The following is a 20,113-nucleotide window of genomic DNA, read 5'->3' as shown; positions in this document are numbered from 1 at the left end:
ATAGCATCAATTGAAACAACACAAGAAGCTAAAGTTTTTTGAAATTCGGCAGATAACAAGAGTCAAAGGGGAAAAGAAGCTTATCTATCCCAATAAAAAAAAGGCTTGTTTTGCATTGAAGGCTGCAAAATAAGTGATAAAAGGGGGAGGCGCTATGAATAAAAAAGTACGTTCGTTGGCTCTAGGCCTTTGTGTTACCACATTAACTGCTTGTAGTAACTATCAACAGAGCAGCTATTATACCACTTACCAACCCTATGTTTATACGGATACCTATTATCGGCAAGGTTACAATGGCGGAGTAGATTATGGATATCAATCGCCAACTGGTGGACAAGTGACAGTGCCTGACTCCTATTATGTAGGGGCTTATCATTCCCCAACTTCCCATAAAGACATGGATAGAAATTGGGTGAATAGCCAAAATCCACAAGGATATACCATTGAGGTTGCTGAAGGTGAGCGGCCTGCTCAGGTAGCCGGCAAACTCTATAAATTACCTAAGAATGATCGAAGGGCACAAATTAAATACAATAAAAATGGCAGAACCTACTACAAGGGTGTATACGGGAGTTACAATAATTACGAGGATGCACAAAAAGCATTAAATAATTTACCAGACGACGTAAAACAGAGTGCTGGGGTTAAAAGCTGGAGTAAAGTACAGGCTAACGAAGATTATTAGAGGCTGTTAACCTTTTCTACTTGGGCACTGATGGATTATTTTCTACAACGGTGAATCTGATTAAGATACAGGCCTCAGGGGCAAAGGATGTTTATTTTGCTGTAATAACAATCTGTAATTTTACTACACCTGCCGTAGGGGTTCGTTCCGCACTAAACTGTTTGAGGACGATGGCATAATTATTATTGAGAGTCCACAACCAGGATAAAAAGTAGTTAAAGGGAACCAGTTCATAGGATAATTGAATATCTCCTGAGCTCGTTTGTTGCAGCTGATAGGGAAAAACGCGTAAAGAACCTGTACCTAACTGATTGCCAATTAGACTTAGTAGTTTGGCATTACTAATAGACTGCTGTACTTTTTGTTTTTTAGGTTGTTGACGAACCTGTTGCATCCAGGTCAGAGTCTGTTGTTTTTCAGATAATTGTGCGGTTTTGTTACTAACAGCGGTTGTTAGGGGGGAATAAAGCAAGAGATAAAACAAATAGAACAAGGCAAACAGGGAGCCAATACCAACCATCCAGCGTTCTCGTTCATTCAGGTTATTCCAGAAATTTCTCATAGATTTAACTCCAGGATACCAACAACCTGCTCATTTGTAGTGGCGGCTTGAGTTTGTTTAACCTTGACCTTTTTTTGTTGCAACCGAGTTTGCAAATCTTCCAGATCAGCAAAATTTTTGGTTGCTAATGTGACCAAAAGCGTTTGATTTTGGAATCGAAGTTGTTCAAAAGTGATGGTGTTGCTATTAAAGGTACTGGCTAGTTTGTCTAATAATACCCAAAAGCTGTCATCCATATTACCATGACTTGCTTTGAGCAATTGATTGATACGAAATCGTGGACTAATGACCTGTTGTGCTTGCGGGAAAAATTCATGGTAGATAGTGGCTATTTTTGTATCGATCTGATCGATATCCTTATTAAGAAAATACAGTTTCACTGCATTCACAGCAAGGATACTTAACAGCCAAACCATACTCATCGCAATGGCTGCCTGGTACCAACGTTTGGTTTTACCAGGAGTACTGCTATGTTGTAATTCACCTTGGCAAAGATTTATTGCTTTACTGTTTTGTAAGCGCTTTGCCAACCAGCAATACCAACTGTCTTCTGTTTCTTTAATGGATGCAGCTAGTTCCTTCATTAATAATTCATTACTATCGGTGAACCGATAAAAACTGGTTTCAAGCTGTGATTTACAATAAAGGGTTGCCAGCTCAGGACTTAATGCACCTTGAAAATGAGCGTCATTTACCAGGATATTTGTGGGGGTAATGGCGGCTTCATTTCGTTGTAGTCCAAACCAATCAAGGGTTAAGCTATCAAAGCGTATACCCTGATTGTCAAATGTGTTAATTAATTCTGTAAGAAAGCTTTTATCGCCAGCGACAACGAGATAATGGCCAGCATTATAATGGGCTCGGTCAAAAGCAAAATGCAAGGAGTCAACATTTTGGGCAAGTTTATCTTCAAGAGCAAAAGGAATGGCAGCGCGGGCTTTTCTATCGGCAAGCCAGGGTAATTCGACTTGATGCAGTGTGAAGAAATCTGTCGGCGCAATAACGATTGTCTGCGCATTCTGTTGAAGTACCTTAATATCAGCAAAAGAGCGTTGTGCGAGTGGGGCTTCAACTTGGCCTTGTTGTCCAAGGCTCAGGCTGAGGCAGCTATCATCATTCAGGTATTGGGTGAATAAAAAGCAGGTAGCCACACGTCATCCTTGATTAACAATCGAGCTTCATAATGCTTTCTCGCTAACAATCATTACTGTTCGCGATCCAAGACTCCAGATCGAAATTGGTTACAATGATTCCCGCGAGCGAGTCGCGGGATCACCTGATTAACAGCTTACACGTAAGCGTATTTTTTGCCAACGGCTGCTGCCGCCCATTGGCTTTTTAACTGCTGGGACAATAAATAAACCGCCATTGCATACTGTGGGCTGGTATTGTAACGGGTTATCACGTAGAAATTGGGATAAGCGAGCCAGAATTCTTGCCCTGTTTGTGTGGTTAACTCAATCAAACCAACTCTCGTCGGTGTGTTTACTGAAGCGGTTAAAGGTTTGATTCCTGCAGCAATTAATTGGTTAAGACGATAGACAGCCGTTTTATAATTCGGATTGATCTTCTTGTAACGGGCACCCTCGACTACAGCGGGTTGAGCAATGCCTTGATTGATTTTCCAGCCATGTTTATGGAAATAGTTAGCCACACTGGCAATCACTGCGGCATCATCGTTCATTAAATCTTTTTTGGGATTGCCGGTAAAATTAGCTGCGTAGTAACGATAACTACTGGGCATGAATTGTGGTTTGCCCATTGCGCCGGCATAAGAACCTAAATATTGGGTTGGAGATACATGGTGTTCACGACAGAGTAATAAATACTCACCAAGTTCTTTGCTAAAAAATTGAGAACGTTTGGGATAATTAAAAGCCAAGGTCGATAAGGCATCAATAACCCGGTAATTTCCCTGATGTTTACCATAAAGTGTTTCTATACCAAGAATAGCAACGATAACATTGGCAGGGACACCATATTTTTTTTCAGCTTTTTCCAGGGATACACGGTTAGCTTTCCAAAATTCTATACCACCTTGTACGCGTTGTGGCGTTAAGAATAGTTGCTTATAAACATCCCAGGTCTTTTTCTCATAAGGCTTTTCCATCGATTCAATGATTTGCGGCTGCAGTTGGACATCGCTCATTATCTGAGTCAGCTCTTTCTTGTTAAAACCATGCTGCTTAACCATTTTATTGATAAATTGCTGCACATCCTTACGTTGTACAAACGCTGGATCTGCTTGTACAGCATAACTGCTAAACAGTGTTAAGAAGGCAAGGCAGAGCATGGTTAATCGTCGCATTGGTTATCCTTTAAATTGGAATCAAATCGACTAATTTTAGGGTAAAAATGAAGCAACAGCAATTTCTTTTACAATTTGATCCAGCTTGGAGAGGGGCTGCGAAATGGGAGGAATACTGTAAAAAAGAGCTCTCTGACATGTCATTTCATCCCTAATTGGGTGTAATTTCTGCTGCAAATGAACCCATGTTGACTTCTTTCGAAAGGCTACTGGATTGGAGCATCACTTCGTCCATACGGTGCTTGAGTCCTTATGTAATGGAGGGTTTACACTACATTTCTGCGCGCCGTTTCTCCTGCTCTGATCGCAATACAGCGAGTTTCGGAAGAAGTCTATTAAGATGACTACTTTCTGGACGCTGATAATTAAGCTAGAATAGCGCAATTTATTAGTAGGTTTTATCAGTTGAGTGATCTAACGCGAATTCGCAATTTTTCTATTATTGCCCATATTGATCATGGCAAGTCGACCCTTGCTGATCGATTCATCCAACTCTGTGGTGGTTTATCTGACCGGGAAATGGCAGAACAGGTGCTTGATTCCATGGATATCGAGCGCGAGCGTGGTATTACCATCAAGGCACAGAGTGTTTCACTAAATTATACAGCTCGAGACGGTAAAACGTATTTGCTTAATTTTATCGATACACCAGGCCATGTTGACTTTAGCTATGAAGTATCTCGTTCACTGGCTGCTTGTGAAGGGGCGATTCTTGTCGTTGATGCAGCACAGGGTGTAGAGGCGCAAACGGTTGCTGTTTGTTACACAGCGATTGATCAATCGCTGGAGATACTGCCAGTTCTTAATAAAATCGATTTACCGCAAGCTGAGCCGGAGCGGGTCATTGCAGAAATTGAAGATATTATTGGCCTTGAGGCGCATGACGCAATTCGTGTCAGTGCCAAAAGTGGCCTTGGTGTTGAAGATGTACTCGAAGCCCTGGTTGCCCGTATTCCCCCGCCGCAAGGGGATAGTGAAGCACCGTTACAAGCGTTGATCATTGATTCATGGTTTGACAGTTATCTTGGCGTCGTTTCCTTAGTACGAATAGCCAATGGCTCGTTGCGCAAAGGGGACAAGATGCGAGTCATGTCGACTGGCAGAACCTATGAAGTGGATCAAGTGGGTATTTTTACCCCCAAACGTACCAAATTGGAGGTCTTGCAGGCGGGAGAGGTTGGCTATGTGGTTGCCGGTATTAAAGAGATCCAGGGAGCACCTGTAGGGGATACGTTAACCCTGGAAAAAAATCAGGCGTTGAAACCTTTACCGGGTTTTCAACGAGTGAAGCCCCAGGTTTATGCCGGCCTTTTTCCAATTAGTGCAGATGATTTTGAAGCGTTTCGCGAAGCGTTAGCGAAATTGAGCCTTAATGATGCTTCGCTATTTTATGAACCTGAGTCCTCAGAAGCCCTGGGCTTCGGTTTTCGCTGTGGTTTTCTAGGGATGCTGCATATGGAAATTGTGCAGGAAAGACTCGAGCGTGAATATAATCTTGATTTGATTTCAACAGCGCCTACAGTCGTTTATCAGGTGATTACTACCAAAGGCGAAACGGTCATGATTGATAATCCCTCGCAATTACCACCGTCACAGCAAATAAAGCAAATGTTTGAACCGATTGTGCGGGCAAGTATTTTGGTTCCACAAGATTATCTGGGACAAATCATCAGTCTTTGTGTTGAGCGTCGTGGCGTACAAATTAATATGACATACAGTGGTCGCCAAGTCTCGGTGGTTTATGATTTGCCAATGAGTGAAGTGGTCTCTGATTTTTTTGACCGTTTGAAATCGGTGAGTCGTGGTTATGCCTCTTTGGATTATAATTTTATCCGCTTCCAGGAAGCAGATTTGGTGAAAATGGATGTTTTGATTAATAACGAGCGTGTTGATGCCTTGGCTGTTATTGTCCATCGTGATGCTGCTTATAATCGTGGCAAAGCCTTGGCAGATAAAATGCGTGAACTTATTCCGCGCCAAATGTTCGACGTCGCTATTCAGGCTGCACTAGGGAATCACATTATTGCCAGACAAACAGTAAAAGCGTTACGTAAGAATGTAACGGCAAAATGTTATGGCGGAGACATAACTCGTAAGCGTAAACTGCTTGAAAAGCAAAAGGCCGGTAAAAAACGGATGAAGCAGGTGGGGCATGTTGAAATCCCACAAGAAGCTTTTATGGCAGTTTTTCAGACTGATCGAAAAAAGTAAGTAAATCAGGAAATACTAGGGTCTGGTAATCATTCATAGGAACAAGCATGAATTTCGCTCTGTTATTAGTCGTTCTTTCTTTTTTAAGTGGAAGTATTTATTTACTGGATGTTTTGTTCTGGGCTAAGAAACGTAAGCCTGAGCAGAAGCCTGGACGTATTATTGAATACTCACGCTCTTTTTTTCCAGTATTCTTTATTGTCCTTTTATTGCGCTCCTTTCTAATAGAACCTTTTCGTATCCCTTCCGGATCTTTAGAACCGACATTATTGGTAGGTGATTTTCTTGCAGTCAATAAATTTGCTTATGGGATTCGCTTGCCAGTCTGGGAAAAGAAAGTAATTCCTATTGCGAATCCCAAGTCGGGTGAAATTGCTGTTTTTCGTTGGCCACCTGATCCGAGCTATGACTATATCAAGCGAGTCATTGGAGTCCCGGGGGATAAGGTAAGTTACCATAACAAGGTTTTGACGATTAACGGAAAAGAAATGAAACAAACCTTTGTTGAATATACTGTCGATGAAAGTTCTGGTAAAGCCGTTGCTAAGTATCGAGAGAATCTGAATGGCATAGAACATGATATTTTTGTGCGGCCTGATGTTCCTGCGGAAGATTTTGATGTTGAGGTCCCTGCCGGGCAGTATTTCATGATGGGTGATAATCGTGATGACAGTGCTGACAGCCGTTTTTGGGGATTTGTAGAAGACAGCTATTTGCGCGGTAAAGCTTTCCTGGTATGGATGAGCTGGAATAGTAAAACGTCCAGGATACGCTGGTCAAAGATAGGCCGTTTAATCAATTAATCGCCTATACTAAACGTGAGTTCTAATGGGTAACGGGGTAAATATTGGTACAGGGTGATTTGCAACGTCTAAGCAGACGATTAGGTTATGAGTTTAAAACACTTGCCTTGTTAAAGCAGGCTCTGACGCACTGTAGTGCCGGTAGCGAAAATAACGAACGTTTTGAGTTTCTTGGTGATGCTATCTTAAGCTTTGTTATTGCCAATGCTTTATTTGAAATGTTTCCTGAACAAAGTGAAGGGCAACTAAGTCGTTTGCGTGCTTTTTTGGTTAAGGGTGAAATGCTGGCGGAAATTGCAACAGAAATTGAGCTAGGCGATTATTTGTACTTAGGGCAAGGTGAGTTAAAAAGTGGTGGTTTTCGTCGGGCATCCATTTTAGCGGATGCTCTGGAAGCAATCATTGCAGCTGTTTTTATCGATGGTGGTATTCAGGCCAGTCAACAACTTATTCTCAACTTGTATCGGTCACGCCTGGATGATGAGAGTCTGCACGATAATTTAAAAGATGCTAAAACCCAGTTACAGGAATATCTGCAAGCTGAAAAACGGCCTTTGCCGGAATATAACCTGACCAAAATCGAAGGGGAAGAGCATGAGCAGGTTTTTCATGTAAGTTGTAAGGTGAGTGGTTTTAGAAAAGTAACTTCGGGGCAGGGACCAAATCGCCGTAAAGCTGAACAGCATGCTGCAAGATTGCTGCTGCAATTATTAAAAAACCCTTCTTCATAGTAGCCTGGGCTCAAAGAAGTGAATCGAGTTCAAAACTCGAGCGTTGATTTAAATCTTTACCATGTTGACGTAGAAACAATTCTGCTGAATGTCTACCTTGTTCTCGCAACATGCATAGGAAAGGCCATTCAGCATTAAGTTTTGAGGAATAACCGAGATGAACCATGTCGTCACTGGCAATGCGATGAATGCGCATTTTTGCCCAGCGTGTGCCTTCACACTGTCCCAAGTCTGCAACCTGCCTTAATATTGCAATCATACGTAATTCTTTCATTAAGGTAGCATTAAAAGCCACTTCATTCAGACGATTAAGAATCTCACGTGCACTTTTAGGTGTTCCAGGGCGTTCAACCGGATTGATCTGTATTAAAATGGTATCGCTTGACTCACACTCCTTTATGAGCGGGGTGATGGTGGGATTTCCTGTATAACCACCATCCCAATAGGCTTCACCCTCTATCTCGACGGCTTGGAATAAGGTTGGCAGGCAGGCTGAAGCAAGTAAAACATCCGGTGTTATTTCTTTATTTCTAAATACCTTACCTTGACCGGTTCTCACATTCGTTGCTGTTATGAATAATTTTATAGGGGATTTAGCAAGTCGTTTAAAGTCAATGCTATCAGTCAAAATAGCACGCAGGGGATTAAACATCATGGGATTAAGATCATAAGGTGAATAGAGACGAGATGCAAAATCAAAAGCAAGAAATAAGGGTGAATTATCCAGTGTCCATCTGCCTGCAAGGATATCCCAGATGCCACGTTGAAAGGGACTATAGGCGGCAGCTTGAGAAACTCGCAGCCAAAATTCTTCAAGCGCTTTTTTCCCACCCTCAGCACCACCTTCGAGGTAGCCACTCGCTAATACGGCAGCGTTCATAGAGCCGGCCGAGGTCCCTGAAATACCCTCAATAAGCAGGCTTGGCTCTTCCAATAATCTATCGATAACTCCCCAGGTGTAGGCACCATGTGCGCCGCCTCCTTGTAACGCCAAGTCAATTAATATTGGGTTTCGCGAGGAAAGAAGATTTCTTGTTTGCGCTGGCATGAACTCTTATCCATAAGAGGTATCAATATAAAAATCTTAGCACAGCTTCCATGCTGCTTCATTATGGCTTTAAGAAATGTACGCCTTGAGTAAAAGCGTCATGGTGGTCTAAACTGTCGTTTTCTGCGATTATTTTAGTGCACTGCTCGTTAAAAACCAAGGCATAGAAATTGTCTGTCGTTTTATCACGTATATTCACTATGAGAAGAAGCAAGAACAGAAGAATGGAGTTATGATGCGGGTTACGGGATGCTTCAGAAGCTGTTTTAACCGCTTGATACCTTGCTTCACCAGGTGTAATTCCTCTGCCAGCAATCCCATCCCCACATTTATGAAAAATTCCTGCTACAGTACTGGGAACCCAATTGGTTTTTCCGTCCAAAGTAATTTGCGTACCTTTTTTCACCTTGTAATGGGTATTGATAATGACTTTTTGCATATTTCTTAGAAAGCTGCGATCCTCTTCATCAGTGTTCAAAACCTCTCCCTTTAATACAAGAGAGTCTCTTTGCCGCGCAATAACCTGATTTGGCCTTGGGTTAGTAAAACGAATCGTATTATCGCATTGATACAGTATTTTGGTGATGTCGTCAGCAAATTGGGAAAGACAGTCGCCTCGTTTCGCTCCATCTAAGCGGGCTTTAAATGTGTTATTACTATTTATTTTGATTGCGTAAAGAGCATCTCGCTCCACTTTTGGCAAGGATTCTACAAAGGCACAGAGGTTTGCAAACGCTCTTTTTTTTGTGTCAACCCTGCGTCGGTAGAAGAAACTGTCGATACGGTGTTCGGCATCAAACTGATTGGAGACCAGCTCAGCATAGTCTTTTAACGCAGCGAATGCCGATTTACTCAATTTTCCGTTCATCGTGTTGACATAGGCAAGGTAGGCTGCGCGGTGTGAACACTCCGGATGAGCAATAGTTTGGGCTGCATTAATATTTTGGCGAGCATAAAAATTTTCCAATCGGCCGGTTTCTTTGAAGTTCGCCAGGATGTCATCAAAAGTAAGTAGATCAAATTGAACGCCTGCTGCAGCTGGATTGCCTCCTGCACCTGGCCCGCCAACGAGAGCTACCTCTTCGACTACTCCCTCTGCTACTGGTGCATCGATCTGGGGAGGCGTTCTACGCACGGCACATAAATCAGCGTGCTTCATGGTATAAAGATTATTTGCCAGTAAATCGTAATCCTGTTCCGCACCGGGTAATAAGAAATGATGATAGTTTCTTTCGCCTTTGTACAAGGCGATGAGCTTTGCGATATTAATTAAGTCTTTATATTTGTCACTATTATTTTTACCATACAATTCTTTATAGAAATCGTCTTGTGCCACAAAAGAATGAATCGCCTTAATCAGCTTACCCATAGTAAGCGTTTCAAAGTCTAAAAGGGCAAAGTAGTATCGATTTTTATTCAGAGACTTTAATTTTGCAAGAAGTGTTTCCCAAATAAGTTCTTGGGATACGAGTTGCTGGGTCTCTTTCCACTGTTCGTCGGAGGAGCAGTTATGATTATAAATTGTTACAAAGTACTCAAACATTGTGAGCCTCTCTGATTAATAATTGCTTGCTTATTAAATTTTGCGGCAGTTATAGATCAATTTTTGCACCATGCTACCATTAACAACAAATTTTTGTCAATTATTTGGCTCTGTGAAAAACAATTAATCATTGTGAAAAATTAAGAATGATTAATTATCCTGGAAGAAAGAGTGACATTGTCTATAACGGCTATGATGATTATTTTATTTGGTTATATCCTATCTGCATAAAATTAATATTATGGTATTGATGAGTTTTGATTTTCGCAAGGAATGTCTACTAAACTTAACAAGAAATAAAGCTGGTCAGATTGAGTGAATAACGAGGATTTCCTACTGACTAAAGGAAGAGAAAATGGGATTATTCAAAAGGCTGGTTTGGCCATTCGTTTTATGTTTTATGCTAAGTGCACCTCCAGGTTATGCTGATACGAATGTTAAGGTCGGTACGGTTTTTTTTGATCCTCCTTTTGTGATGTCAATCAATCAAGGCTTCGATATTGATTTGATCCGTACGATTTTCCAACGGATGAAAACGTCATATGAGATCATCCCGATGGATTACAATCAGTTATTTACTGCGCTAAATGACGGGACAATTGATATTGCTATCGGCGGTATTTCTATTTCGCCTGACAGAGAAGCCGTTTATATTTTCAGTTTGCCTTATATGGTGAGTAAGGGGCAATTTTTAATTTTGAAAAACAGCGGTATTAAATCAATAGATAATTTACTGGGTGGCAAAGTCGGTGTTATAAGGGGAGAAGAGCAGGCTGGAGTATTTTATAATTACTTGTCTGTCAAATACACTAATCAATTCCAACTGATGAAGTTTGATGACATGGAAGATATTATTACGGCCTTAAGTAATAAGAGCATTACGGCAGCCTTTCTTAATCAACCCACCGCTGCTTATTGGGAGCAAAATGGGGGGGGGCCAGTTTAAAGCCTTGGGAGAACCTGCAATTATAGGGTCTGGTTATGGCATTATGGCTTTATCCACCAATTCAGCCTTAATAGGAACGATTAATCAGCAATTGCAGGGCATTGAAAAAGACAATACTTACTTAAATTTATACGGTACTTATTTTTCTGATTGATGAAACCCTTGTGTGGACTCTAACATCGATCTTGGGAATAATAACGTCTATTTCTTCGTATCTTCATTTGCATAAGGTTCTTTATGTCTTCTTCATTTTCGCGTCTGGATTGGTTTGATAATGTTGAACAACGTCCTCATCCCCGGCCTGGGTTAAACTGGTTGACTGCGATGTTAGTCGTGCCCGATGTTAAAAAGGCAGTGTCATTTTATGAAGAAGTCTTTGGTTTTGTTCCTATTTTCGAACTACCTGATGACCACGGCGAGTTGGTTTTTGCCCGATTACGCTACCGGGGTTGCAATTTTACCCTAAGTCAAGAGAGCGCTTTTAATTTTGAAGGGGGTTCCCCACAGACTACGAATAATATTCCGCCGTTTATTTTTTATGTCTATGTCGATGATGTTGATAAACTTTATGCCGAGGCTATCGCTAAGGGATGTAGATCCCTGGCTGAACCTGATGTCCAATTTTGGGGAGATAAAACGGCACGTCTTGCTGATCCGTTTGGCTATCGTTGGGATATTGCGTTAAAAGTAGTTTAGGATTAACAGAATTAATTGATTACTGGGTTTACTTCACTATCTTGAAGAAACCTGTCACCAGGCTGGAGGGTAAGGATGAACGTTGATAAGGACTATCAGCAGGCAAGAACTGATTTTCAAACGTGGCGCCAACAATTGCAAGAGACTATTTTGAGGCCCAATTCTTCCCTTATGCATACCTATCAATGCTATTTTTCCCAACAACCGGACTTCATACAACAATTAAGTCGTTTTGCTCTTCAAGTGGCAGAGCAATTAGAACCCCTTGTAGTAGAAAATAATTTGGATGCTAATCTGCCAAAAATTGAACAATATAATGCGATTGGTGAGCGGCATGATCGGGTCATTCATCACCCTTCTTATGTTGCTGCTGGCGACCTCATTTATGGGTCGGGCTTAATGCGCTATTTGCTTACACCAGGACAAATGCAAAAGACCCTTAGCCTGTTCCTGTTATCTGCACATGCTGGTGAGGCCGGTCATAATTGTCCTATCGCTTGTTCAGCGGGCGTAATTCGTATCTTAAGTAATTATTCTAAATTACAACAAACTGATTGTTATTTGGATAAATTAACGTAGCCTTCATTTAGTCAAAATTACACAGGTGCACAGTTTTTAACTGAGATTCAAGGTGGTTCAGATGTTGGCGCAAATGCGACTTATGCCTATCAAGACAACGAAGGGCAATGGCGGATTAGCGGAGAAAAATGGTTTTGTTCCAATGCCAATGCTGATTTGATTTTATTGACAGCCCGTTATGATCAACATATTAGTGGAACTCGGGGCTTGGGGTTGTTTTTGCTGCCGGGTCAATTGTCGGATGGTAAGCCTAACCAATTTAAACTCAGACGTTTAAAACAAAAAATTGGTACTCGCTCGATGGCGACGGCTGAAATTGATTTTGAAGCAGCGTTAGCTTATCCGATGGGGGAAATGGCTCAAGGCATTAATTTGGTCATGGAAAATGTCTTGCATTTATCGCGAATTTTTAATGCCTTTTCCGTTTTGGGTATGGCAAGACGTGCTTATCAAATCGCTTATTACTATGCCGTTAATCGCGCTGCTTTCCAGCATAAAATTATTAATTATCCCTTGGTAAAAGAAACATTAGCCCATATCAAAGCTGAAAATACCGCGTTGCTGGCCAGTATTTTTCATATGGTACATGTTCAGGATGAGTTGGATGCTAATCCGCACCAAGAGCATGCTAAAACGCAACAGCTTCTTTTGCGAACTTTGGCGAATATCAATAAGTATTTTACTGCCAAGCGCACAGTAGAGAATGTTCATCATTGTCTTGATATCCTGGCTGGTAATGGAACGATAGAAAGTTTTTCTTCTTTACCCCGCTTATTAAGGGATTGTATTGTTTGTGAAAATTGGGAGGGGACCCATTTTACCTTATGGATGCAAACCTTAAGAGATATCAATAAATTTCAAGTGGATGAGTTGTTTCTTGCTCATTTATTGCAATTATTAAATCAAGTGAAAGATAGCTGTCAGCATAAACTGGCCCTACAGGAAAATATTGTTGTTTTGGCTGAGAAAATTAAAATAATGAAAAGAGTATCGCCTGAAGAACAAAGTTTGCAAATACAAGGAATCATTGAAAAGATGGCTATCTTGCATTCAGCTTTAACGTTAGTTTTAGAACTGCAAGTAGGAAATCCACCCGAAGCAAAGAAGGGTGCGTTGGATTTATTTATGCAAAGACACATAAATAAAAATTGTTATCCCTATACAAATTATATAGGGTTACTAAACACCATTCTGGCTATTAATTAAATGGAGTTTGATATAAAGAACCTGACTTTAAGCAAACGCTGTTTTTAACTATCGGCTTCCTATCTACTATTTTATTATAATGATCAAATCATTTATTCCTGGGTAAGAAAATGACGAAGAAAAAAGGATTAACTCTCAAACTAGTAATGTCGTTTTTATGCTGTGGTTTCTTGGCGAATTCTTATGCCTTGGATAAGCAGGTTTCCACGAACAAAATCAGTTTTCACCAGATAAATGGCTTTTATAATTTTTTTGGTAAAAAAATCAGTGTATTGGAACAAAATATCAATAAAGATAAGTTACCTGAACCCTATAATTTTTTGCTGATACAGCCATTAATGACAATGGGTATAGAAAAATATTACCATCGTACGCCAAAAATTGAGATAATATCTGCCAAAAAGGATGAGCAGGCGAATACTTATTCCCGTGCGATCATTATGTTGATAGATGGTAATAAAAAACGGGATGATGTAAATATTGCCCAATTAAAGAATGAAGCAGTGGCAGTGGAGTTCGCCCTAATCACTATGAACTTTAGTGAACTGCCTGATAAAGTTATAACAGGAGTACTGGATACCAAGATTCCTTTTGGGAAACTCTTGGTAATTAACAAATTAAAAACCTATGATACTGGGCAGCAATATTTTGCAGTGCAATGTGATTCAGTGATTGCGCATTACCTTCATTGCCCTAAACATAGCAGGCTTTATGGACGTACTAACACCATAATAAGAAAGGATAGTCAAAAATGGATTGCACAGGTTGTAGAAATTTTATCTGGCCCCAAATGTCAGGATAAAAGTTGTCAAAATTTAATGATAGGAAATAGGTAGAATGAGCTTATATGTAATTGTTACATTTTATAAATTTACACCACTCGCTGATTATGTCTCTATGAAAGAGCCTTTATTAAAGTCAATGAAAAAAAATGAAATAAAAGGAACTATTATTCTGGCTAGTGAAGGGGTAAATGGTACTTTTTGTGGTAAAAAAGAGGGTGTGTTATCGCTAATCGCTTTCATGCGTAGTTATGCGGGCCTGGAAGATCTTTCTTTTAAAGAAAGTTTTGATGAATTTAACCCTTTCGATAAAGCAAAGGTAAAATTGCGCAAGGAAATTGTGACTTTGGGAGAAGAGGGTATTGATCCTGTTCTGCTTACTGGTACTCATGTGAGCCCCCAGGAGTGGAACCAGTTGATAGCTGATCCCGATGTGGTAGTGATTGATACCAGAAATGATTATGAAGTGCAGTTAGGGACTTTTAAAGGAGCGATTAATCCAAAAACGGAAAACTTCAGAGATTTCCCTGACTATGTTACAACCCATTTGAGCGATAAAAAAGATAAGAAAATTGCCATGTTTTGTACTGGTGGCATACGTTGTGAAAAATCGACATCTTATTTAAAAAGATTGGGCTTTAATGAAGTCTATCAGTTGGATGGTGGCATACTTAATTATTTAGCTTCTATCCCCAAGGAAAAATCCTTGTGGGAAGGCAGCTGTTTTGTTTTTGATGACAGGGTAGCTTTAGATCATAAACTACAAAGCCTTGAAAGAGGTTCGATTGATAGTGAGTGGAAAAATAATAACCGCAAAAAAGCAATTGAAGAATCTGAGGCGTTCTAGTCGTAACCCGTGTTCGCTTGATTAAAAGCCATATGGATTTCTGTCCTATACTTGGATAAATAGTCCCCGTTTGCACGGGGACAACAGGTTTCAGGGCGAAAGTACAGTGGGTTTCAAATGCTTGTTGCAATATCCACTGCATGAGTAAATGGACTGGATTATCAGGAAGATAAAGCGATGAGCAAGAAATCTGTTGTATTCTGGTTTGTCCTTTTATTCGGCTTCAACATAAGGAGTTTTGCTATGAGCTTATCCCTTATGAGTCCCGCTTTTGCAGCGAATACCCTCATCCCTGCTCAATATACCTGTCAAGGTGCTGATATTTCTCCTGCGCTGCTTTGGCAAGATGCACCTGCAGAGACAAAATCTTATGTATTAATCCTGGATGATCCCGATGCCCCTGGCGGAGATTGGGTGCATTGGGTGGTATTTAATATACCGCCAACTGTCCAACGATTAGCGGATGATGCTGAATTACCAACAGGCGCCGTAAACAGTAAAAACAGTTGGGGGCAAACAGGCTATCGCGGTCCATGCCCGCCAAGTGGTACGCATCGTTATTTCTTTAAACTTTATGCATTGGATACGCTCTTAACTCTTAATGCCAATGCCACTAAACAAGATCTTCTCACCGCGATGGCCAATCATGTGTTGGAGAAAAGTGAATTAATTGGTCTTTATCGTAAGCAATAAAAAGAGGCATAAATTGTCAGCGAGAGTAATTTTAGCGTGATTCCTCCATGCTGCTGGCTATTTCTAACCATTCCTCTTCGGCCTGAAGAAGCGCTTGCTGTATATTTTTCTGTTCATTTAACAACGTTTGCAATTTTTTTTGCTGTCCCTCTTCATAGAGGGATAAATCTGAAAGTATTGTTTCAAATTGTGAGAGCTGTTGATGGAGCTGTTCGATCATTTGCTCCAATTTTTTCAGACGATTTTGTAAGCTTTTTTTCTCACGGTATTGGGTTGCATTTTGGGTTGATGTATTTTCTTTCCCTGTTTCTCGATTCTGTAGCCATTGATAATAATCGTCCAAATCACCTTTAAAGGGTTGCACTTGATGTTGATAAACAAGATAAAAATCATCTACTGATGTGCGCAATAAATGCCTGTCATGAGAAATCAGAATTAAGGCGCCTTCATAGCTTTGTAGAGCGATTTCTATTGCAGCTCGCATACCTAGGTCCAAATGGTTTGTGGGCTCATCAAGCAATAATAGGTTGGGTTTTAACCAAACCAATTTAGCCAGAGCGAGCCGCGCTTTTTCACCGCCCGAAAAGTAGTGGATAGGTTTGGTGGCCATGTCCCCTATAAAATTAAAACCACCCAAATAATCACGAATGGTTTGTTCGCGGGCTTCAGGGGAGAGGATCTGAATTGTTTCAACAGGGCTTAATTGATCGTCCAATTCTTCCAATTGGTGCTGGGCATAATAACCGATTTGCAAGTGGGGTGAGCGATAAATCGTACCAGACAAAGGTGTTAAGGTTCCCGTCAGGGTTTTAATTAAAGTTGATTTTCCTTCACCGTTAGGACCTAGTAAAGCAAGTCTGTCTCCGGGATTTAATACCAAATTGATCTTTTTCAGAATTGGACTGTTTATATCGTAGCCAGCATTTACTTTTTCACAGTTGAGCAAAGGGTTACCTGCACGTGGACAGGGATAAAAGTTAAAGGAAAAAGGTGAATCAACCTGTGCCTGTGCCACAATGTCCATTTTAGCAATCGCATTGAGTCGACTTTGTGCCTGTTTGGCTTTCGATGCTTTGGCGCGAAAGCGATTAACATACGTCATCAAGTGATTGATTTTCTGTTGCTGTTTTTCATAAGTGAGTTGCTGTAGAGCCAGTTGTTGAGCACGGATTTGCTCAAAACGGCTGTAATTACCACTATATAAATTCATAGCTTGCTGTTCTATATGAAGAATATGAGTAACAAAGGCATCCAGAAATTCGCGATCATGGGAAATGAGTAAAATGCTGCTGGGGCATTGCTTTAGCCATTTTTCCAACCAGAAAATAGCTTCCATATCCAAGTGGTTAGTCGGTTCATCAAGCAACAGGAGATCGGCAGGTTTCATGAGGCAGCGGGCAAGGCTTAAACGCATACGCCAACCGCCTGAAAAGCTGTTGACAGAATTTTTTTGCTCAGTGGCTTTAAATCCCAAGCCGGCCATGATAGAGGCTGCTTTTGCTGGTTTACTATAACCTGCTGTTTGATTCAGTAATTCATGACAGAGGAGAACCTCAGCATCGTCACCTTCTTGCTCTGCATGGCTCAATCGTTGTTGTAACGCCAAATACTCGTCATCACCAGCAAGTACAAAATCAAGGGCAGGTTCGTCACTATCCGGTAATTGCTGTGATAAATGGCTAATCCGCAATTGCGGATTAAGCAGGCAATCACCGCTATCAGGATGCAATTGACCCAGGATTAAGGCAAACAAACTGGATTTGCCACAACCATTATGCCCAATCAAGCCAACCTTCTGTTTTTCGTACAGTGTCACGCTGGTTTTATCCAGCAGGACTTTATTACCGCGAGAAAGGGTAATTTGACGCAGTGTTAACATAGTATTCGGAACTAGCAATTAAGTAGGCGCTATAGTATCACAATGTACAAAATACCCTAAGAGTCGGAGTTTATGCCCATAAAACATCACATTGCTTCTTTTGGGCTGATTTCAGCATATTGAGTAAAGGAAAGGCGCGATGAGCAAGGCTTATATCAGGTTCTTCGTCATCTGCCCCCTCGTCGGTGTTTTGTTCTTTTTTCTCTGTTTTGGCGAGTCCCTGTTGTAAGCGAGTTAATGCTTCAGGAATATCGGCAGCAACAATTGCACCGGGAATTGTGGCGCTGTGCCCCATCATTTTTAAAAGTTGTATTGCTACATCACCAAACATGGTGATATTTTCGTAAGCATCACTGGAGAAAGTAACCAACATAATCATTTCCTTATTTTTATCATCTAACAATACAGATGTTACTAGGGTCTGTAGACATTAGGCTAGCTTGAGTTGAAAAGCGGTGGTTCATGCTCATCGCGCCCAGTTTACACGAGAGTAAAAGAGCAGCGAAGGAAATCAATGCTTTTCGCCAAAGGTCTACAGCCCCTAAATCAAAAGGTTCTGCCTAAATCGACACAACTTTAATTGATTAGGTATATAATAGTGCCATTTTGTTGCCAGGTCGAAAAATGAATAAACAAGATTTTTATTTTGATTTACCGCAAGAGTTGATTGCGCAGCATCCTTTAGCCAAACGCAGCGACTCGCGATTATTGATTTACAATCGTGAAACGGGTTCTAGTGCGCATCATCAATTCAAAGACATTGTGCAATTTTTGCAGCCTGGTGATCTTTTGGTAATGAATAATAGCAAAGTTATCCCGGCGCGCTTGTATGGCAGAAAGGAAAGTGGGGGCAAGATCGAGCTATTGATTGAACGCCTGCAAGGCGATAATTCATTTTTAGCCCATATTAAAGCGAGCAAATCACCCAAAGCGGGTACACTTATTTATTTGGACAATGATTGGCGTATTGAAGTATTAAGCAAGCAGGATGATTTATACCATTGTCAGGTTTTAGGTGATGTTGAGATGATGCTGGAGCAAATAGGGCATATGCCATTGCCTCCCTATATTACTCGTGCGGATGACACAATGGATAGCGAGCGGTATCAGACTGTGTATGCAAAATATAAAGGGTCAGTAGCAGCACCGACAGCTGGTTTGCATTTTGATGAAGAACTTTTGCAGCAGTTACAGGGAAAAGGGATTAACATTGCCTATTCAACCTTGCATGTCGGTGCGGGGACTTTTCGTCCGGTGCGCTGTGAAGCAATCAGCGAACATAAGATGCATAGTGAGCAATTTACTGTCACCGAGGCGCTATGCCAGGCAGTCAATGGGACCCGGGAAGCAGGCAAGCGCGTGATTGCTGTTGGGACAACCGCCTTGCGCAGTTTGGAGAGTGCCGCGGAAGGAGGTCGCCTCAAACCTTGCAGTCGCGATACCGATATTTTCATTTATCCGGGTTATCAATTTCAAATCTGTGATGGTTTGATTACTAATTTCCATTTGCCTGAATCAACCCTTTTAATGCTTGTTTCTGCTTTTATAGGTCACGCGCAAGCAATGGCTCTTTATCAAGAGGCCATAGCACAAAATTATCGTTTTTTTAGTTATGGCGATGCCAGTTTGTTGCTTTAATAAGGATTTGCATGATAAACAAAAAACAAGGTTCAGGTTTGACCCCAGTGTTGACTACGGAAGCAGGCAGTTGTTTGACCCTGGCAAACTGGCATGAGGTCGGTATTAAGGCTGCGGCTTATTATTTGGACGCATTGCTCATGAAACCTGGGGTTGCTTGCCTTGAAAAACTTGCTCCTTTATCTAATTATGCCGGTTGGCAAGGGATTACTGTATTAAATGCTTCACTATTAACTGCACGAAATGGTGTTTATACGATTCGCTCTTGCTACGATGGTAGCCGTATAATAATTGACCAGAGTGAATTGACTTCCTTAATTAGCTTGTTGCAGGCGGATAGAGTGGTTTTGCCTTACGGAATATTGAATAATTCTAACCTAAAAGTTTGGCAAACCTTAGCCGAAACAAGTATGTTATTTGTTTCAGTAGATGAACACCCACCAATTTATCCGGACTGGTTATTGGGCAGGTATCTGCGCTATGACTGCACAAAACCGTTTTCCGATTTTATGCAGGAACTGCGACAATATGCCGATGCACCTCTCTACCTGAGTGGTGAGTTCACAAGTGAACAGTTGCAGGAGTTGGCACGTTATCCTGTTTGGCATGTAGAGTCTGATAAACCGGCCAGAGATGCAATGGAAGGGCGGGTTTACAATAAAGAAAGTGTCATTAATATACTTGATAGCCAACAGGCAGAAGATTACCGCCCCATTGCTGATTGCTCTTGTCCAACTTGCCAGCAATCATTGACCAGAGCCTATTTACATCATTTATTAGGACACACACCACTTTTGTGCCAACGGTTTCTTATTCAACATAATGTTCATTATTATCAACATCTGCTATTACCCTCATTACAAACATCATGAAATTCCTTAGGTACTTCATTTACGCGAGAGTGAAATATCGTTATGATGTCACGCTATCTTGCCCAGCCTTGGGCTAGTGCCATG

The 20,113-nt window shown here is 41.1% G+C and carries 21 protein-coding genes; 14 read left to right on the top strand and 7 right to left on the bottom strand.

The window, feature by feature from the left end; genetic code table 11:
* The first annotated feature begins 154 nt into the window (after positions 1-154).
* Positions 155-685 carry an SPOR domain-containing protein gene (locus Lfee_RS07185; protein WP_058445333.1) on the top strand — a complete coding sequence of 177 codons (531 nt, stop codon included), beginning with the start codon at positions 155-157 and terminating at the stop codon, positions 683-685.
* 91 nt (positions 686-776) lie between these two features.
* Here the strand turns inward: Lfee_RS07185 and gspM are convergent, their stop codons facing one another.
* From gspM to mltB, 3 genes are all read right to left on the bottom strand, one after another.
* A complete protein-coding gene (gspM, locus tag Lfee_RS07180) occupies positions 777-1,247 on the bottom strand; it encodes a type II secretion system protein GspM (RefSeq protein ID WP_058445332.1) in 471 nt (156 codons plus the stop codon).
* Entirely contained in the window at positions 1,244-2,398 is a 1,155-nt protein-coding gene (gene gspL, locus Lfee_RS07175) for a type II secretion system protein GspL (RefSeq protein ID WP_058445330.1), read from the bottom strand. The genes gspM and gspL overlap by 4 nt, the downstream gene beginning before the upstream one ends.
* A 137-nt stretch (positions 2,399-2,535) precedes the next feature.
* The gene (gene mltB / locus Lfee_RS07170; protein ID WP_058445328.1) at positions 2,536-3,555 is read right to left on the bottom strand and encodes a lytic murein transglycosylase B; all 1,020 of its coding nucleotides are present in this window, start codon (positions 3,553-3,555) and stop codon (positions 2,536-2,538) included.
* A 375-nt stretch (positions 3,556-3,930) separates the two neighbouring features.
* Between mltB and lepA the strand changes: the two genes are divergently transcribed.
* The 3 genes from lepA to rnc are packed head-to-tail and all read left to right on the top strand — an operon-like array spanning position 3,931 to position 7,300.
* Positions 3,931-5,766 carry a translation elongation factor 4 gene (lepA, locus tag Lfee_RS07165; protein ID WP_370447023.1) on the top strand — a complete coding sequence of 612 codons (1,836 nt, stop codon included), beginning with the start codon at positions 3,931-3,933 and terminating at the stop codon, positions 5,764-5,766.
* Positions 5,767-5,813: 47 nt separating this feature from the next.
* Positions 5,814-6,569, top strand: coding sequence for a signal peptidase I (gene lepB, locus Lfee_RS07160; RefSeq protein ID WP_058445324.1), 756 nt, complete (start codon positions 5,814-5,816; stop codon positions 6,567-6,569).
* Positions 6,570-6,610: 41 nt separating this feature from the next.
* Complete coding sequence (gene rnc, locus Lfee_RS07155) at positions 6,611-7,300, top strand: ribonuclease III (protein ID WP_082646597.1); 690 nt, start codon at positions 6,611-6,613, stop codon at positions 7,298-7,300.
* Positions 7,301-7,310: 10 nt separating this feature from the next.
* Here rnc and Lfee_RS07150 read toward each other — a convergent pair whose 3' ends face one another.
* Both Lfee_RS07150 and Lfee_RS07145 read right to left on the bottom strand, forming a co-directional pair.
* On the bottom strand, positions 7,311-8,348 hold the full coding sequence (locus tag Lfee_RS07150) for a patatin-like phospholipase family protein (RefSeq protein ID WP_058445320.1): 1,038 nt from the start codon (positions 8,346-8,348) through the stop codon (positions 7,311-7,313).
* 61 nt (positions 8,349-8,409) lie between these two features.
* Positions 8,410-9,891 carry a hypothetical protein gene (locus Lfee_RS07145; protein WP_058445318.1) on the bottom strand — a complete coding sequence of 494 codons (1,482 nt, stop codon included), beginning with the start codon at positions 9,889-9,891 and terminating at the stop codon, positions 8,410-8,412.
* A 355-nt stretch (positions 9,892-10,246) separates the two neighbouring features.
* Between Lfee_RS07145 and Lfee_RS07140 the strand changes: the two genes are divergently transcribed.
* The 8 genes from Lfee_RS07140 to Lfee_RS07115 all read left to right on the top strand — a co-directional run bounded on the left by Lfee_RS07140 (position 10,247) and on the right by Lfee_RS07115 (position 15,640).
* On the top strand, positions 10,247-10,837 hold the full coding sequence (locus Lfee_RS07140; RefSeq protein WP_058445316.1) for a transporter substrate-binding domain-containing protein: 591 nt from the start codon (positions 10,247-10,249) through the stop codon (positions 10,835-10,837).
* Positions 10,818-10,991 carry a type 2 periplasmic-binding domain-containing protein gene (locus Lfee_RS16970; protein ID WP_156413371.1) on the top strand — a complete coding sequence of 58 codons (174 nt, stop codon included), beginning with the start codon at positions 10,818-10,820 and terminating at the stop codon, positions 10,989-10,991. Before Lfee_RS07140 ends, Lfee_RS16970 begins: the two co-directional genes overlap by 20 nt.
* Before the next feature lie 83 nt (positions 10,992-11,074).
* On the top strand, positions 11,075-11,533 hold the full coding sequence (locus Lfee_RS07135; RefSeq protein ID WP_058445314.1) for a VOC family protein: 459 nt from the start codon (positions 11,075-11,077) through the stop codon (positions 11,531-11,533).
* A gap of 75 nt (positions 11,534-11,608) precedes the next feature.
* Positions 11,609-12,112: an acyl-CoA dehydrogenase family protein gene (locus Lfee_RS17635; protein WP_238584887.1), complete on the top strand. Its 504-nt coding sequence runs from the start codon at positions 11,609-11,611 to the stop codon at positions 12,110-12,112.
* 45 nt (positions 12,113-12,157) lie between these two features.
* A complete protein-coding gene (locus Lfee_RS07130) occupies positions 12,158-13,318 on the top strand; it encodes an acyl-CoA dehydrogenase family protein (protein WP_238584888.1) in 1,161 nt (386 codons plus the stop codon).
* A 110-nt stretch (positions 13,319-13,428) separates the two neighbouring features.
* Positions 13,429-14,154 carry a hypothetical protein gene (locus Lfee_RS07125; protein WP_064088308.1) on the top strand — a complete coding sequence of 242 codons (726 nt, stop codon included), beginning with the start codon at positions 13,429-13,431 and terminating at the stop codon, positions 14,152-14,154.
* A 1-nt stretch (position 14,155) separates the two neighbouring features.
* Positions 14,156-14,947, top strand: coding sequence for an oxygen-dependent tRNA uridine(34) hydroxylase TrhO (trhO, locus tag Lfee_RS07120; protein WP_064088309.1), 792 nt, complete (start codon positions 14,156-14,158; stop codon positions 14,945-14,947).
* 243 nt (positions 14,948-15,190) lie between these two features.
* A complete protein-coding gene (locus Lfee_RS07115) occupies positions 15,191-15,640 on the top strand; it encodes a YbhB/YbcL family Raf kinase inhibitor-like protein (protein WP_058445311.1) in 450 nt (149 codons plus the stop codon).
* 31 nt (positions 15,641-15,671) lie between these two features.
* On the opposite strand, the gene Lfee_RS07110 is transcribed toward Lfee_RS07115, so the two are convergent.
* Together Lfee_RS07110 and Lfee_RS07105 are read right to left on the bottom strand one after the other, a co-directional pair.
* Positions 15,672-17,519, bottom strand: a complete 1,848-nt coding sequence (locus tag Lfee_RS07110; RefSeq protein WP_058445309.1) for an ABC-F family ATP-binding cassette domain-containing protein — start codon at positions 17,517-17,519, stop codon at positions 15,672-15,674.
* A gap of 70 nt (positions 17,520-17,589) precedes the next feature.
* A complete protein-coding gene (locus Lfee_RS07105; RefSeq protein ID WP_058445307.1) occupies positions 17,590-17,892 on the bottom strand; it encodes a DUF1840 domain-containing protein in 303 nt (100 codons plus the stop codon).
* A gap of 251 nt (positions 17,893-18,143) precedes the next feature.
* On the opposite strand from Lfee_RS07105, the gene queA reads away from it, so the two are divergent.
* Positions 18,144-19,157 carry a tRNA preQ1(34) S-adenosylmethionine ribosyltransferase-isomerase QueA gene (queA, locus tag Lfee_RS07100; protein ID WP_058445305.1) on the top strand — a complete coding sequence of 338 codons (1,014 nt, stop codon included), beginning with the start codon at positions 18,144-18,146 and terminating at the stop codon, positions 19,155-19,157.
* 11 nt (positions 19,158-19,168) lie between these two features.
* The gene (locus Lfee_RS07095; RefSeq protein ID WP_058445304.1) at positions 19,169-20,029 is read left to right on the top strand and encodes a tRNA guanosine transglycosylase family protein; all 861 of its coding nucleotides are present in this window, start codon (positions 19,169-19,171) and stop codon (positions 20,027-20,029) included.
* Positions 20,030-20,113 lie beyond the last annotated feature (84 nt).

This window comes from Legionella feeleii (assembly GCF_001467625.1).
GTDB classification, from domain to species: domain Bacteria; phylum Pseudomonadota; class Gammaproteobacteria; order Legionellales; family Legionellaceae; genus Tatlockia; species Tatlockia feeleii.
The sequence above is the reverse complement of the archived record's forward strand: the minus strand, read 5'-3'. Positions and strand labels throughout refer to the sequence as shown.